Here is a 15,192-nt window from a genome sequence, read left to right on the forward strand (position 1 = left end):
CCTCGACGAACGCACCACATCCGTCGAATGGCCGCGTACTCGCGGCCGATTCGACGGATGTGGTGCGCTCGGATGGGGCTTCGCGCGGGGGTGAGGGGTCGCTCGGGAGGCGCGGACACGGCATACCCGAGGTGTGCATGAAGATCTGCCAAGGGTCTTGGCAGGTTCTGACAGGGACGCGGGGTGGCGGCGCGAGTTGAATCGAGGGCACCGCCGGCTCGCCCGGCGCCCCGCCAGCTCCCACCTCTCCCGCCCGAGGAACGCCATGACGCAGACCCCACGTCGCATCCGCATCGGCATCGACACCGGCGGCACGTTCACCGACGTCGTCGCCTTCGACGAGGACTCCGGCGCGCTGATCACGACCAAGACGCCGTCGACCCCGGCCAACCCGGCCGACGGCTTCATCAACGGCGTGCACAAGGTCCTCGACCTGCTCGGCGCGACCGGCGCGGACGTCACCGCCGTCTGCCACGGCACCACGGTGGCCACCAACCAGCTGCTCGAGGGCAAGGTCGAGCAGCTCGGCTTCATCACCTCCGCGGGCTACGAGTTCATCCTCGAGATCGCCCGCCAGGCGGTGCCGGACGGCTACGGCAACTCCTACTTCTGGGTGAAGCCGCCGCGGATCGTGCCGGCCGACCTGGTCAAGACCGTCGAGGGCCGCTTCGACTTCGAGGGCAACGAGGTCCGCCCGTTCGACGAAGGGGGCGCGGCGCAGGTGGCCCGCTGGTTCCGCGACCAGGGCATCACCACGATCGGCGTGTGCTTCCTGCACGCCTACGCCAACCCCGAGCACGAGCTGCGGATGCGGGAGATCCTGCAGCGCGAGCACCCCGAGGCGGTCATCTCGATCTCCAGCGACGTGCTGCGGGAGTACCGTGAGTACGAGCGCTCGATGACCACGCTGGTCGACGCCGCGGTCAAGCCGAAGGTGTCCCGCTACGTCTCCAACATCAAGACCCGCCTGGACGAATTCACGGGCGCCGCCTCGGCCGACCGGGACTCGATCCCCTTCTACATCATGAAGTCCAACGGCGGCGTGCTCTCTGCCGACGAGGTCGTGCACCAGCCGATCACCACGGTGCTGTCCGGCCCGGCCGCCGGCGCGCTCGGTGCCGCGCTGATCTCCGGCAAGGCCGGCTTCGACAAGGTCCTCACCTGCGACGGCGGCGGCACCTCCACCGACGTGTCCGTGGTCCTCGGCGGCGAGCCGACCCTGACCACCGAGGGCACGGTCGGGGCCTACCCGTCCAAGATCCCGATGATCGACGTCGTCACCGTCGGCGCGGGCGGCGGCTCCATCGCGTGGATCTCCCCCGAGGGCACGCTCAAGGTCGGCCCCAAGTCGGCCGGCGCGGACCCGGGCCCGCTCTGCTACGCCAAGGGCGGCACCGAGCCGACCATCACCGACGCCCACGTCATGCTCGGCCGGATCCCGGCCCACCTGCTCGGCGGCGAGATCCCGCTGGACGCCGTCGCCGCGAAGGCCGGCATCGAGGCCCTGGCCGCGCGGCTCGGCCTGTCCCCCGACGAGTGCGCCGCCGGCATCCTCGAGATCTCCGCGTGGAACCAGGCCAACGCGCTGCGCCAGATCTCGGTCAAGCGCGGCCTGGACGTGCGCGACTTCATGCTCGCGACGTTCGGTGGCTCCGGCTCGCTGCTGGCCTGCCGCCTGGTCGACATCCTCGACCTCGCCGGCGTGGTCGTGCCGCAGAACCCGGGCAACGTCTCGGCGTTCGGCCTGCTCACCGTCGACGTCAAGAACGACTACGTGCAGACCGCCGTCGCCAAGCACGCCGCGCTCGACCTCGCCGGCGTGGAGAAGACCTTCGCCGAGCTGACCGAGCGCGCCGCCGAGGCCCTGGACGCCGAGGGCTTCGCCCGGGCCGACCACCGCTACGTGCGTACCGTCGACCTGCGCTACTTCGGCCAGGCCTTCGAGGTGCGGGTCAACGCCCCCGAGGGCGCAGTGGACGCCGCCTTCGCCGAGACGGTGGCGACCGCGTTCCACGACGCGCACAAGGGCCTCTACGGCTACGACTTCCGCGACGACCCGCGCCAGCAGGTCGAGTGGGTCAACCTGCGCGTCACCGGCATCGGCCCGATCACCCGGCCCGAGCTGGCCGAGATCGAGGGGGCCGCCGACTCCGTCGAGCGCGCCCGCACCGGCACCCGCCCGGTCTGCTTCGACCCCGCCGACGGCTACGTCGACGCCGGCATCTACTGGCGCCCCGACCTGCGGGCCGGCGACGAGGTCGCCGGGCCGGTCATCGTCGAGGAGTTCGGCTCGACCGTGCCCGTCCACCCCGGCTTCACCGTCCGCGTCGACGCGTACGGCAACCTCGTGATCACCAAGGAGAGCGCGAAGTGACCGCTGTGACCGACACCCCGGCCCTCAACGTCGACCCGATCGTCCTGGAGATCGTCGAGGGCACCCTGGCCAGCGTCGAGATGGAGGTCGAGACCGCCATCGCGCGCACCTCCCGCTCGCCCATGATCCGCGACGCGCACGACTTCCGCGCCGGCATCCACGACCGGCGGCTGCGCAAGCTGACCGGCCGCTCGTACAGCGCCCTGGTCCACCCGGTCGCCCGCGACTACCCGCTCGAGACCATGCGCGAGGGCGACGTGTTCTTCCACAACGACGTCTACGAGTCCGAGGGCGGCATCGGTCACCTGCCGGACCTGTGCGTCACGGTCCCCGTCTTCCACCAGGGCGAGGTCGTCGCGTTCGTGCAGGCCTTCGGCCACCACGACGACATCGGCGGCGCCTGCCCCGGCTCGATGCCCTCCGGCGCGACCAGCGTCTACGAGGAGGGGCTGATGGTGCCCCCGATCCGGCTGTGGGACGCCGGCGTGCCCAACGAGGCCGCGCTGAAGATCATGACGCGCAACAGCCGTATGCCGGAGTCCCTCGCCGCCGACCTCGACGCCGAGTGCTCCGCCTGCCTCATGGGCGCGGCGCGCCTGTCGGACCTGTTCAACCGCTACGGCCGCGAGACCGTCGAAGCGGCCTTCGACGCGATCCTCGACAAGACCACCGAGACCTACCGCCGCGAGATCCTGTCCAAGATCCCCGACGGCGAGTACGTCTGGGAGGACTACGCCGAACACGACGGCGTCGACGAGCCGAGGCTGCACACCCAGCGGATCACGCTGACCAAGACGAGCACCGGCGGCCCCGGCAACGGCCCGAAGATCGTCATCGACTTCACCGGCACCGCGCCGCAGGCCAAGGGCCCGATCAACCACTGCGGGGACTACGCCGACGGCAACTTCCTCAAGAAGTGGCTCGCGCCGATCCTGCGCAACCTCGCCGACACCCCCGAGCGGATGGCCGAGCTCGACGTCAACGAGGGCATCGTGCCGCTCATCGAGATGAAGTTCCCCGAGAAGGGCACGCTGCTCACGCCGATCTTCCCGGCGCCGACCAACGCCCGGACGTTCGTCATCCTGCGCCTGCTCGGCGTGCTCGCTGGCGTGATCGCCAAGGCCGTCGACGGCAAGATGCCCGCCGACCAGGAGACGATCCGCTACACCGGCGTCTACGGCCACGACCGCGACGGCAACGACTACCTCATGCGTGAGGTGCTGGGTGGCGGCTCAGGCGGCCGGTACTACGCCGACGGTGAGGACACCATCCACGTCGTGCCGGACTCGCGGAACCTGCCGACCGAGTTCACCGAGAGCCGCTTCCCGTTCCTCGTCGAGCGCCTCGGCCTGGCCGTCGACTCCGGCGGCGCGGGCCGCTACCGCGGCGGCCTGGGCTACGAGAAGCAGATCCGGATGCTCAAGGACGCCAACTTCATGTCCATCGCCGACCGCTCGATCCTGGCCTGTTGGGGCGTCAAGGGCGGCAAGGCGGGCAAGCCGTTCCAGGTGACCATCGACGCGGGCGGCCCGAACGAGCGCGAGGTCGACGCCCTCGCCGACCACGAGCCGGTGAAGGCCGGGGAGGTCATCCGCATCCGCACCACCGGCGGTGGCGGCTGGGGCGACCCGCTCGAGCGGCCGTACGACGAGGTGCAGCGCGACCTGAGGTGGGGCAAGGTCTCCTTCGAGGGCGCCCGCACCGACTACGGCGTCGTGGCCACGGGCACCAAGGACGAGCCGGTGATCGACACCGCGGCGTCCGACGCCCTGCGTGCCGAGCGCCGCGCCGACCGCGGCGAGCAGCCGTTCTTCGACCGCGGACCCGGCTACGCCACGCTGGCCGCCGGCGCCACCGCCGCGGACGTCGACTGGCTCTGACCGCAGCAGACCGACAGGAGACCGACATCGTGACCGGACCGCTCGACGGCACCACCGTCATCGACCTCACCCGCGCCCTTGCCGGCCCGCACGCCGGGATGATGCTGGGCGACCTCGGTGCCCGGGTCATCAAGGTGGAGACGCCCGGCGGCGGGGACGACACCCGCGGCTGGGGCCCGCCGTTCGTCGGGCCCGAGGACGACCCGATCTCGACGTACTTCCTGTCCTGCAACCGCAACAAGGAGTCGATCACCCTCGACCTCAAGAGCGAGGACGGGGTGGCGACGCTGACCCGGCTGGTCACCCACGCCGACGTGCTGCTGGAGAACTTCCGGCCCGGCGTGCTCGACCGGCTCGGCTTCAGCGTCGAGCGGCTGCACGAGCTCAACCCGCGCCTGGTCATCCTCTCGATCAGTGGCTTCGGCCACGACGGTCCGGAGGGTGGCCGGGCCGGGTACGACCAGATCGCGCAGGGCGAGGCCGGCCTGATGTCGCTGACCGGCCCCGACCCCGACCACCCCACGCGCGTCGGGGTGCCGATCGGGGACCTGCTCGCCGGGATGTACGGCGCCTACGGCGTCGTCGCCGCCCTGCACGAGCGCACCACCACGGGCAGGGGCCGGGTCGTGCGGACCAGCCTGCTGGCCGCGATCGTGGGCGTGCACGCCTTCCAGGGCACCCGCTACACCGTCGCCGGCGAGGTGGGCCGCGCCCAGGGCAACCACCACCCGAGCATCTGCCCCTACGGCCTGTTCTCCTGCGCCGACGGGATGCTGCAGATCGCCGTCGGCAGCGAGGGCCTGTGGCGCAAGTTCTGCACCGCCTTCGGGCTGGACCCCGACGCCGAGGGCATGGCCACCAACCGGGAGCGGGTCGGCAACCGCGACGCCGTCGTGGACGCGGTCAACGCCGCCTTCGCCGACCGCAAGCTCGCCGAGCTGCTGCCCGCCCTGGCCGCGGCCGGCATACCGGCGGGTGAGGTGCGCACCCTGGACCGCGTCTACGAGTGGGAGCAGACCCGTTCCCAGGGGCTGGTCATCGACGTGGACCACCCGGTGCTCGGGACGGTCCAGCTGCCCGGGCCGCCGCTGCGCTTCGACGACAACCTGTATGCCGGGGGGCGGGCCGAGCACCTCGCCCCACCGGCCCTGGGCCAGCACAACGCCAGCGTGCGGGCCTGGCTCGACGAGCGCGACGCCGAGGGCACCGCGTCGTGACCCGCCGCCTCGGCGCCCGTGAGCTGATCGAGACCGTCCTCGACGAGGGCAGCTTCGAGAGCTGGGACACCACACCGGTGCCGGTGGCCGAGCCGGGCAGCGCGTATGCCGCCGAGCTCGCCGCCGCGGCGGAGAAGGCCGGCACCGACGAGTCGCTCATCACCGGCTCGGCCCGGCTGCGCGGGCGTCGGGTCGCCGTGGTGCTGGGCGAGTTCCGGTTCCTGGCCGGCTCGATCGGCCGGGCCGCCGCCGAGCGCCTGGTGCTCGCGGTCGAGCGGGCGACCCGGGAGGGGCTGCCGCTGTTCGCCGCCCCGACCTCGGGCGGCACCAGGATGCAGGAGGGCACCAGCGCCTTCGTCGGGATGGTCAAGATCTCGGCGGCGATCGCGGCGCACAAGGACGCCGGGCTGCCCTACATCGTCTACCTGCGCCACCCCACCACCGGCGGCGTCTTCGCTTCGTGGGGCTCGCTCGGCCACGTCACGGTCGCCGAGCCGGGCGCGCTGGTCGGCTTCCTCGGGCCGCGGGTCTATGAGGCGCTCTACGGCGCGCCGTTCCCGGAGGGTGTGCAGACCTCGGAGAACCTCTTCGAGCAGGGCCTCATCGACGCCGTGCTGCCGGTCGAGGCGCTGGCCGAGGTCGCCTCGCGGGCGCTGAACGTGCTCATGGCCCCGCGCGAGGACCTGCCCGTGGTGCCCGAGCTGCCCCGGGAGGACCTGCCCGACCTGCCCGCGTGGGACTCGATCCTGCGCTCGCGCCGGCCCGAGCGGCCCGGCGTGCGGGCGCTGCTCAAGCTCGGCGCCACCGACGTCGTGCCGCTGCACGGCACCGGCCAGGGCGAGCAGGACCCGGGGCTGCTCATCGCCCTGGCCCGCTTCGGCGGGGCGCCCTGCGTCGTGCTGGGCCAGGACCGCAAGCACCAGACGTTCGAGAACCCGCTCGGCCCGGCCGGGCTGCGCGAGGCCCGCCGCGGCATGCGCCTGGCCCGGGAGCTCAAGCTGCCGCTGGTCAGCGTCATCGACACCGCGGGCGCCGCGCTGTCCCGCGAGGCCGAGGAGGGCGGGCTGGCCGGCGAGATCGCGCGCTGCCTGTCCGAGCTGGTCATGCTCGACGCGCCGACCGTCTGCCTGCTGCTCGGGCAGGGCACCGGCGGCGGAGCGCTCGCGCTCATGCCGGCCGACCGGGTCATCTGCGCCCAGCACTCCTGGCTCTCGCCGCTGCCGCCGGAGGGCGCCTCGGCGATCCTCTACCGCGACACCGACCACGCGCCGGACCTTGCCGCGTCGCAGGGCGTGCGGTCGCTGGACCTGCTGCGCGAGGGCATCGTCGACCGGATCGTCGCCGAGCACCCCGACGCCGCGGACGAGCCCGCCGAGTTCTGCGCGCGGATGTCGCAGGTGCTGCAGCACGAGCTGGGCCTGCTGCTGCGCGCAGACCCGGCCGAGCGGCTCGCCGCCCGGCTGGCCCGCTACCGCCGCCTCGGCTGAGGCCGCCACTCCCACCCCCACCCTTCCGCCGAGAGGGACGTTCCTCCGGTGTTCTGGCCCTCCCAACCCGGAGAAACGTCCCTCTCGGCGGGGAGAAGCGGCATGGCGCGCGGCGTACAAGTGCCAAGAGGCGGGCGGTCATTGGGCAGGGTCTGCCAACGCGGGGTCTGGTGGTTCGTCCGTAGGCTCGCCGCATCGCCCGTCCGCGTCCCGCGCGGCCGGCCCCAGGTGAAAGCAGGTGCAGCCCGTGCGGGTCCTCCTCGCCCTCGGCGGCAACGCCATGACGGGCCCTGACGGCAGCGCCAGCCCCGACGCGCAGCGCGCCGCGATCGCCGCCGCCATGGAGTCGGTGGCCGACCTCATCGCCGCCGGGCACGAGGTCGTGATCACCCACGGCAACGGCCCCCAGGTCGGCAACCTGCTGGTCAAGAACGAGCTGGCCGCCACCGTCGTCCCGCCGGTCTCCCTGGACTGGTGCGGGGCGCAGACGCAGGCGACGATCGGCTTCACCGTGATGAACTCCCTCGAGGCCAGCCTGGCCCGGCGCGGGGTCGAGCGCCCCGTCGCCGCCATCGTCACGCGCACCCGCGTCGACGTCGACGACCCCGGCTTCACCCACCCCACCAAGCCGGTCGGCCGGTTCCTGCCCTACGAGCAGGCCAGGCCGCTGATCGAGCACGGCCAGCTCTGGGAGGACCGCGGCGAGAAGGGCTGGCGGCGCATCGTCGCCTCGCCCGAGCCGCGTGAGGTGCTCGAGACCGGCACCCTGCTCACCCTCATCGAGGCCGGCTACGTCGTCGTCGCGGCCGGCGGTGGCGGCATCCCGGTGGTCCGCGCCGAGGACGGCACGGTGCGCGGCGTCGAGGCGGTCATCGACAAGGACCTCACCGCGGCGCTGCTGGCCCGGTCGGTGCACGCCGACGTGCTCGTCATCGCCACCGACGTCGACCACGCCATCAAGGCCTGGGGCACCCCGCAGGCCGAGGAGATCGGCGTGGTCAGCCTGGAGCAGATGCGCGAGATCGCCGGTGAGGGCCACTTCGCCAGCGGCTCGATGGGCCCCAAGGTCGAGGCCGCGCTGCGCTTCGTCGAGTCCGGCGGCCCGCGCGCCGTGATCACCGCGCTGGAGCAGATCGACAAGGCCGTGACCGGGAGCTACGGGACGGTCATCGAGGGCCGTCCCGCCAAGCCGCACGACCCCGCAGGACAGAACCCCACACCGCAGAACCCCACCGAGAACGAAGGGTGACACCCGTGCCTGATGCCATTGAGGTCCGCAAGGTCCCGATCCACAGCGTGGCCGACGCCTCCGAGCTGGCCAAGCTCATCGACGACGGCGTGATGGAGGCCGACCGCGTCATCGCCATCATCGGCAAGACCGAGGGCAACGGCGGCGTCAACGACTACACCCGGATCATCGCCGACCGGGCGTTCCGTGAGGTGCTCGTCGCCAAGGGGGCCCCGGCCGACCAGGTCAAGCAGATCCCGATCGTGTGGTCCGGCGGCACCGACGGCGTGATCAGCCCCCACGCCACGATCTTCGCCACCGTGGACCCGGCCAGGGCCGTGCAGACCGACGAGCCGCGCCTCACCGTCGGGTTCGCCATGAGCGAGCCGATCCTGCCCGAGGAGATCGGCTACACCGGCATGATCGAGAAGGTCGCCGCCGGCGTGAAGGTCGCCATGGAGCGCGCCGGCATCACCGACGTCGCCGACGTGCACTACGTGCAGACCAAGACCCCGCTGCTGACGATCCACACCATCCGCGACGCCAAGGCTCGCGGCAAGCAGGTCTGGACCGAGCACACCCACGAGTCGATGGACCTGTCCAACGGCACCACCGGCCTCGGCATCGCCGTCGCCCTCGGCGAGATCGAGATGCCGAGCGACGAGGACGTCATGCACAACCGCGACCTGTACTCCTCGGTCGCCTCCTGCTCCTCCGGCGTCGAGCTCGACCAGGCGCAGATCGTCGTCGTGGGCAACGCCCGCGGGGTCGGCGGCCGCTACCGCATCGGCCACTCGGTGATGAACGACGCCCTCGACGCCGACGGCATCTGGGCCGCGATCAAGGACGCCGGCCTCGACCTGCCCGAGCGCCCGCACACCTCGGACCTCGACGGCCGCCTGGTCAACGTCTTCCTGAAGTGCGAGGCCAGCCAGGACGGCACCGTCCACGGCCGCCGCAACGCGATGCTCGACGACTCCGACGTGCACTGGCACCGCCAGATCAAGTCCTGCGTCGGTGGCGTCACCGCGGCCGTGACCGGCGACCCGGCGGTCTTCGTCTCCGTCTCCGCCGCCCACCAGGGCCCCGAGGGCGGTGGCCCCGTCGCCGCCATCGTCGACCTGGGCGAGCAGCCGACCGGCTACACCTGGAACGGCTGAGCCGACACGCTCCCCCGGTATGCCGTGCCCCTCACCAGGTGAGGGGCACGGCATACCGGCGTTCAGGGGCGGGGCGGTCGCAGGAACGACATGACCAGCAGCGCCAGCGGGATGGCGATGACGAACTGGCGCCGGCTGTAGCGGCGCAGCTCGCTGCGGGCGTCGACCCCGGCCAGCTCGGCCTCGAGTGCGCCGCGCCGGGACAGCCGGAAGGCGTGGAACGCCAGCGGGACGTAGTTGAGGGCGATGCCGACCAGCCACGCGCCGATGACCCGGGTGAACGGGGCCCGCGCGGTCAGGCAGACCGACCCGAGCACCATCGGCAGCACGATGCCGAGGGCGAACTCGAGGGTGATCAGGCGGCGGCGCAGGGGGCGGCCGTGCAGGCCCCACAGGTCGATCGCGGCGAGGCGCCGCACGTCGATGACCCAGCGCAACGGTGGCTCCATCCAGGCAGGACGGTCAGCTCGAGGAGGGCCGAAGCATAGCGAAGGCAGCAGGGGCAGGACCTGACGGTCCTGCCCCTGCTGCCTTGGCTCAGGCGGTCGCGGCTCAGTCGCCGGCGCTGGCGCCGCGCACCGTCTTGGCGGTGTCGGGCTTGGTCTCGGCGGTGTCCTTGGCCGCGCCGGTCTCCTCGGTGCCCGTCGGCTCCTCGGTGGCGGCCGGCTCCTCCGTCGTGGTGGCGGCCGGCGTGGTGTCGGTCGCCGGCGTGGCCGTGGAGGACCGTCCGGCGCTGGGGGCGATGTAGGGGTCCTGCAGCGGCGTGGCCCACGGGTCGGCCCTGGGTGCGGACCGCTTGAACGCGGCGACGCCCGCGGCCGCGGCGCCACCGAGGCCGAGCAGGAGCAGCAGCTTGCGGCCCCGGCGCTTCGGCCTGGCCACCGCCTCACCCTTGAGGACCAGCGCGGCGTCGCCACCGCGGGAGACGGCCTCGTCGCGGGCCGCGACGCTGGCGGCGGCGGCGGCCGCGATGGCCTCGGCGATCCGGGGCAGCAGCTCGTCGACGATCTTGTCTCGCGCGCTGTCGACGCGCGGGGCGAGGTCCTGCACGCCCTTCTCCAGCTTGGGGGCGGCCACCTCGATCCCGTGCTCGACGCGCGGCTTGGCCCAGTCGCGGGCAGCCTCCACCCGCGGCTTCCCCCAGTCGCGCGCCACCTCGGCGGCGTGCTCCACGGCGGGGACGACGCGCTCGCGGATCTGCTCCGCGGTCGACGCCGACAGCTCCTGGGCCTGGGCGACCTTGTCCTTGGCCTGCTCGGTCTTGCTCTTCGTGCGGAACACGGAGTCCTCCTCGAAACGGTGACCAGGTCCAAACCTGTACCCATCCTGCACCGTTGCATCACCGCATGCCCATCGGGTCCACCAGATCGCGTGCGAGGATGACGCCATGAACGTCACGCTGCACACCAACCACGGTGACATCAACGTCACCCTGTACCCGGACCACGCACCCAAGACGGTCCAGAACTTCGTCGGCCTCGCCCAGGGCGAGAAGGACTACACCGACGACGCGGGCCGCACCAACCCCACGCCGTTCTACGACGGGCTGACGTTCCACCGGATCATCCCCGGCTTCATGATCCAGGGTGGCTGCCCGACCGGCACCGGCACCGGTGGCCCGGGCTACGCCTTCGACGACGAGATCAGCCCCGCGCTCGACTTCACCGCCCCCTACAAGCTGGCCATGGCCAACGCCGGCAAGCGCATGGGCAAGGGCACCAACGGCTCGCAGTTCTTCATCACCGTCGCGCCGACCACCTGGCTGCAGGGCAAGCACACGATCTTCGGTGAGGTGGCCGACGGCCCGAGCCGCGAGGTCGTCGACAAGATCGCCGCCGTGCCGACGGGCGCCATGGACAAGCCGGTCGAGCCGGTCGTCATCGAGCGCGTCACCGTCCAGGACGCCTGAGGGGCGACCCCCGGTGGCTGAGGACACCCCCATGACCGAGCCCGCGGCATACCAGCAGGCTCCGGTGTGCCCGCGTCATCCCGACCGGGTGTCCTACGTCAGCTGCCAGCGCTGCGGCCGGCCCGTCTGTCCCGAGTGCCAGCGGCCGGCCGCAGTCGGCGTCCAGTGCGTCGACTGCGTGCGCGAGAGCGCCCGCACGACCCGTATGCCGCGCACGCAGCTCGGCGGTCGCGTCACCGACGGGCGTCCCGTGGTGACCCTGACCATCATCGGCGTCTGCGTCGCGGTGTGGCTGCTGCAGCAGGTCAGCCCCTCGGTGACCGGGGACTACGCCTTCGTGCCGGCCTACGGGCAGGCCCAGCCCTACCGCTTCCTCACCGCGGCCTTCCTGCACGGCCCGATCTTCCACATCGGCTTCAACATGTACGCCCTGTGGGTGGTCGGCAGCTACCTCGAGCCGCTGCTGGGGCGGATGCGGTTCGCCGCGCTCTACTTCGTCTGCGCGATCGGCGGCTCGGTGGGGTCACTGCTGCTGGCCACGCCCTCGGTCGACGGCCGCGCCTCCTGGGTGACCGCCAGCGTGGGCGCGTCCGGTGCGGTGTTCGGGCTGTTCGGCGCGCTGCTCGTGCTCAACCGCCACCTGGGCCGGCCGACCGGCGGGATCTGGGTGATCCTGCTGATCAACGCCGCGATCGGGTTCGCCCCCGGCATCGCCTGGCAGGCGCACCTGGGTGGCTTCCTCACCGGCGTGGTCTGCTCGCTGCTCCTGGTCGCCACGGCCGGCCAGTCCCGCCGGCGCTGGCAGCTGCCGCTGCTCGCCGCCGTGCTGGTCCTCGTCGTGGCGGCGGCCGCCGTGAAGTACGCCGGCGTCGCGCCGCAGTTCCTGCCCGCCTGACCCGCGACCGGTCCACCCCCGCCCGTCGCGCCGTCCGGGGCGCCCGGCCCGTCCAGGTTTCGACCGGTGCGACCCGATCCCGTCTTACACGCGTGTCATTTGTCCCCAGCCTGGGGACAACCGTGTGGACAACTCGTGGAATCTGCGTGGAAAGGTGGGGACGGGGCCGAGAGGGGCTGGGGATATCCCCAGGGGCGCACCATGGCCCACGGGTCGGTAGGGCCGGATGTAACCCGGGCTGACCTGCACAAACGCCAGGGCCGGCCCCTGCCGAAGCGGGGAACCGGCCCTGTGGAGAGCTGTGGATGACGTCCCGGTGGAAACGCTGTGGACAGTCAGCGCCAGCGCATCGCGAAGCCAAAGCCACCGAGGATGAGCGTGATCCCGATCGCCAGGTTCCAGTAGCCGATGGACGGCACCGGGTAGCTGCCCTGGGTCACGTAGAAGGTGACGATCCACAGCAGGCCCAGCACGAGAAGCACGACCATGACCGGGGCGAACCAGGCAGGGTTGCCGACCTGGGCGGCCTTGGCCTTGCGCTGCGGCGGGGTGTAGGTCGCCTTGGCGCGACCCTTGGACTCCGGCACCGGGCACTCCTTGTTGCTGGTTGGGGACGATTCGTGCCTTAGCGTAGACGAGCACACGCGCGCGCGAACCCCGGCAGAGGCGAAGGGAGGGGACCGGACATGGCCACGCTGCCGCCCTGGCTGACCCGTCGGCCCTCCCGGTGGTCCCTGCTGGTCCCCGTCGTCGGCGTCGCGGCCGGGTTGCTGTTCGCCACGAGCGCCCAGACCGCCAAGGGCACCGACCTGCGCCCCAGCGGCACCGACCTCGCCGACGTCATCCGCGCCCAGACCCGGGTGGTGCAGGCCCGCACCGAGGCGGTCCGATCCCTGCGCGAGCAGGTCGACCGGCTCACCCAGCAGTCCGCCCCCGGCAACAGCGCCGTCAACCAGCTGCAGCAGCGCAGCGCAGCACTCGCCCCCGTCGCGGGCACCGAGGCCGTGCGCGGCCCCGCGATCACCGTGACCCTCAACGACGCCAAGCGCAGCGCGGCGAGCCTGCCCCAGGGCTTCACCGCCGATGACATCGTCGTGCACCAGCAGGACGTGCAGGGCGTGGTCAACGCGCTGTGGGCCGGCGGCGCCGAGGCGATGATGCTCCAGGACCAGCGGGTCATCTCCACCAGTGCGGTGCGCTGCGTCGGCAACACCCTGATCCTGCAGGGCCGCGTCTACTCCCCGCCCTACGTCATCAAGGCCATCGGTGACGTGCAGGGCATGCAGCAGTCCCTGGACACCAACCCCACGGTGAGCATCTACAAGCAGTACGTCGACGTCCTCGGCCTCGGCTATGACGTGAAGACGAGCGCGGTGGCGACGTTCCCGGCCTACACCGGCACCACGTCGCTGACCCACGCGAGCGTGCCCCGGTGAGCCTGACCCGGGCGGAGCGGCGGGCCCTGGAGCAGGTCCGCCGCCGGCCGCCGCGCCCGCGCCCGAGCCTGGCCAGCAGCATCATCGGGGTGGTCGGCGAGCTGCTCATCACCCTCGGCGTCGTCGTGCTGCTCTTCGTCGGCTGGCAGCTGTGGTGGACCGACATCACGGCCGACCGTGCGCAGGCCCAGACGATCCAGTCCCTCGAGCGCCAGTTCGGCCACGCCCCGGCCGACGAGGGCACGGTCACCCCCGCGGCGGTGCCCTTCGGCAAGGCGTTCGCGATCGTGCGCATCCCCCGGCTCGGCTCCGCCTACGCCCGGCCCGTCCTCGAGGGCACCGACCACGACATCCTCAGCCAGGGCATCGGCCACTACGAGGGCACGGCCATGCCCGGCCAGGTCGGCAACTTCGCCGTCGCCGGCCACCGCACGACCTACGGCAAGCCGTTCAGCGACATCGACAAGCTGCGCCCCGGCGACGTCGTCATCGTGGAGACCCGCACCAGCTACGTCGTCTACACCGTCCAGCGGCACGTCATCGTCACCCCGGAGCACGTCGAGGTGGTCGCGCCCGTCCCGCAGCAGCCCGGCGTCAAGCCGACACAGGCGATGATGACCATGACGGCGTGCCACCCGCGCTACAGCGCGGCGCAGCGCTACGTCGTCTTCGCCTCGCTGTTGCGCACGATCCCCCGCGCGCAGGGCATCCCCGCGTCCCTGCTGACCGTCCCGACGAAGGGGGCCTGACCGGTGTACGGACCACTGTGGCGCGCCCTGCCCGGGCCCTGGCCGGTCAAGCTGCTGCAGGCGCTGGTGCTGACGCTCGCGTTCGTCGCCGCCTGCTTCCTGTGGCTCTTCCCCGCCGTGGCCGACCACCTGCCGTTCAACGACAACACGGTCACCAGCAGCTCCCCCAGCCGAACCACCACACCGTAAGGCCCCGCATGACCCGCCTCCTCGTCGTGGACAACTACGACAGCTTCGTCTTCACCATCGTCGGCTACCTCAGCCAGCTCGGCGCCGAGTGCGAGGTCGTCCGCAACGACGCCATCAGCACCGACGCTGCGGCCGAGTTCGACGGCGTCCTCGTCTCCCCCGGCCCCGGCACCCCGGAGGAGGCCGGGGTCTCCCTGGCGATGATCGAGGCGTGCGCCGGGCGGACCCAGCCGATGCTGGGCGTGTGCCTGGGGCACCAGGCCCTCGGCGTCGTCTTCGGCGCCACCGTGGGCCGCGCCCCGGAGCTGCTGCACGGCAAGACCTCCGCGGTCCAGCACGACGGCACCGGCGTCCTGGCCGGCCTGCCCTCGCCGTTCACGGCGACCCGCTACCACTCGCTGACCATCGAGCCGCCGACCCTGCCGGAGGTGCTGCTCGCCAACGCCCACACCGCCTCGGGCGTCATCATGGCGGTGCGTCACACGTCGCTGCCGCTGCACGGCGTGCAGTTCCACCCCGAGAGCGTGCTGACCGAGGGCGGCCACCGCCTCCTCGCCAACTGGCTGGTGACCTGCGGCATGACCGATGCGGTGGAGCGCTCCGCTGGCCTGAGCCCCCTGGTCCACGACGCCGCGGCAGTGGCCCGGCTCGTCGCGGGCTGACCCGGG

Annotated in this window: 15 protein-coding genes; 12 read left to right on the forward strand and 3 right to left on the reverse strand. The window is 72.3% G+C overall.

What is annotated here, in order from left to right; translation table 11 throughout:
• The first annotated feature begins 265 nt into the window (after nt 1-265).
• The 6 genes from FB474_RS17010 (at nt 266) to bar (ending at nt 9,346) form a co-directional block, all read left to right on the forward strand.
• The gene (locus FB474_RS17010) at nt 266-2,374 is read left to right on the forward strand and encodes a hydantoinase/oxoprolinase family protein (protein WP_141790071.1); all 2,109 of its coding nucleotides are present in this window, start codon (nt 266-268) and stop codon (nt 2,372-2,374) included.
• Nucleotides 2,371-4,254: a hydantoinase B/oxoprolinase family protein gene (locus FB474_RS17015; protein WP_141790072.1), complete on the forward strand. Its 1,884-nt coding sequence runs from the start codon at nt 2,371-2,373 to the stop codon at nt 4,252-4,254. Before FB474_RS17010 ends, FB474_RS17015 begins: the two co-directional genes overlap by 4 nt.
• Nucleotides 4,255-4,283: 29 nt before the next feature.
• On the forward strand, nt 4,284-5,471 hold the full coding sequence (locus FB474_RS17020) for a CaiB/BaiF CoA transferase family protein (protein WP_141790073.1): 1,188 nt from the start codon (nt 4,284-4,286) through the stop codon (nt 5,469-5,471).
• A complete protein-coding gene (locus tag FB474_RS17025; RefSeq protein WP_141790074.1) occupies nt 5,468-6,958 on the forward strand; it encodes a carboxyl transferase domain-containing protein in 1,491 nt (496 codons plus the stop codon). Before FB474_RS17020 ends, FB474_RS17025 begins: the two co-directional genes overlap by 4 nt.
• A gap of 247 nt (nt 6,959-7,205) precedes the next feature.
• Nucleotides 7,206-8,207 (forward strand): carbamate kinase, encoded by a 1,002-nt coding sequence (locus tag FB474_RS17030; RefSeq protein ID WP_141790075.1) that lies wholly within the window; start codon nt 7,206-7,208, stop codon nt 8,205-8,207.
• Nucleotides 8,208-8,212: 5 nt separating this feature from the next.
• Complete coding sequence (gene bar / locus FB474_RS17035; protein WP_141790076.1) at nt 8,213-9,346, forward strand: barbiturase; 1,134 nt, start codon at nt 8,213-8,215, stop codon at nt 9,344-9,346.
• 62 nt (nt 9,347-9,408) lie between these two features.
• Here bar and FB474_RS17040 read toward each other — a convergent pair whose 3' ends face one another.
• Both FB474_RS17040 and FB474_RS17045 read right to left on the reverse strand, forming a co-directional pair.
• On the reverse strand, nt 9,409-9,795 hold the full coding sequence (locus tag FB474_RS17040) for a hypothetical protein (RefSeq protein WP_141790077.1): 387 nt from the start codon (nt 9,793-9,795) through the stop codon (nt 9,409-9,411).
• A 103-nt stretch (nt 9,796-9,898) separates the two neighbouring features.
• Nucleotides 9,899-10,627 (reverse strand): hypothetical protein, encoded by a 729-nt coding sequence (locus FB474_RS17045; RefSeq protein ID WP_141790078.1) that lies wholly within the window; start codon nt 10,625-10,627, stop codon nt 9,899-9,901.
• 106 nt (nt 10,628-10,733) lie between these two features.
• Between FB474_RS17045 and FB474_RS17050 the strand changes: the two genes are divergently transcribed.
• Entirely contained in the window at nt 10,734-11,255 is a 522-nt protein-coding gene (locus tag FB474_RS17050; RefSeq protein WP_141790079.1) for a peptidylprolyl isomerase, read from the forward strand.
• Nucleotides 11,256-11,286: 31 nt separating this feature from the next.
• Nucleotides 11,287-12,150, forward strand: a complete 864-nt coding sequence (locus FB474_RS17055; RefSeq protein ID WP_141790080.1) for a rhomboid family intramembrane serine protease — start codon at nt 11,287-11,289, stop codon at nt 12,148-12,150.
• Nucleotides 12,151-12,485: 335 nt separating this feature from the next.
• Here FB474_RS17055 and FB474_RS17060 read toward each other — a convergent pair whose 3' ends face one another.
• Complete coding sequence (locus tag FB474_RS17060) at nt 12,486-12,737, reverse strand: cell division protein CrgA (RefSeq protein ID WP_141790081.1); 252 nt, start codon at nt 12,735-12,737, stop codon at nt 12,486-12,488.
• Between the two features lie 99 nt (nt 12,738-12,836).
• Here FB474_RS17060 and FB474_RS17065 point away from each other — a divergent pair, with 99 nt between their 5' ends.
• Genes FB474_RS17065 through FB474_RS17080 form a run of 4 tightly spaced genes read left to right on the forward strand, consistent with a single transcriptional unit; the run spans nt 12,837 to nt 15,186 of the window.
• Nucleotides 12,837-13,586: a DUF881 domain-containing protein gene (locus FB474_RS17065; RefSeq protein WP_141790082.1), complete on the forward strand. Its 750-nt coding sequence runs from the start codon at nt 12,837-12,839 to the stop codon at nt 13,584-13,586.
• On the forward strand, nt 13,583-14,335 hold the full coding sequence (locus FB474_RS17070) for a class E sortase (protein ID WP_246092585.1): 753 nt from the start codon (nt 13,583-13,585) through the stop codon (nt 14,333-14,335). The genes FB474_RS17065 and FB474_RS17070 overlap by 4 nt, the downstream gene beginning before the upstream one ends.
• A 3-nt stretch (nt 14,336-14,338) precedes the next feature.
• Nucleotides 14,339-14,524, forward strand: coding sequence for a hypothetical protein (locus tag FB474_RS17075; RefSeq protein ID WP_141790083.1), 186 nt, complete (start codon nt 14,339-14,341; stop codon nt 14,522-14,524).
• 8 nt (nt 14,525-14,532) lie between these two features.
• Nucleotides 14,533-15,186, forward strand: coding sequence for an aminodeoxychorismate/anthranilate synthase component II (locus FB474_RS17080; RefSeq protein ID WP_141790084.1), 654 nt, complete (start codon nt 14,533-14,535; stop codon nt 15,184-15,186).
• Nucleotides 15,187-15,192 lie beyond the last annotated feature (6 nt).

It is taken from the genome of Oryzihumus leptocrescens (assembly GCF_006716205.1).
GTDB classification, from domain to species: domain Bacteria; phylum Actinomycetota; class Actinomycetes; order Actinomycetales; family Dermatophilaceae; genus Oryzihumus; species Oryzihumus leptocrescens.

Bases quoted from the DNA above. Each gene is read 5' to 3' on its own strand.
- FB474_RS17010 (WP_141790071.1), top strand. From the start codon at position 266: ATGACGCAGACCCCACGTCGCATCCGCATCGGCATCGACACCGGCGGC.
- FB474_RS17040 (WP_141790077.1), bottom strand. From the start codon at position 9,795: ATGGAGCCACCGTTGCGCTGGGTCATCGACGTGCGGCGCCTCGCCGCG.
- FB474_RS17050 (WP_141790079.1), top strand. From the start codon at position 10,734: ATGAACGTCACGCTGCACACCAACCACGGTGACATCAACGTCACCCTG.
- FB474_RS17055 (WP_141790080.1), top strand. From the start codon at position 11,287: ATGACCGAGCCCGCGGCATACCAGCAGGCTCCGGTGTGCCCGCGTCAT.
- FB474_RS17065 (WP_141790082.1), top strand. From the start codon at position 12,837: ATGGCCACGCTGCCGCCCTGGCTGACCCGTCGGCCCTCCCGGTGGTCC.
- FB474_RS17080 (WP_141790084.1), top strand. From the start codon at position 14,533: ATGACCCGCCTCCTCGTCGTGGACAACTACGACAGCTTCGTCTTCACC.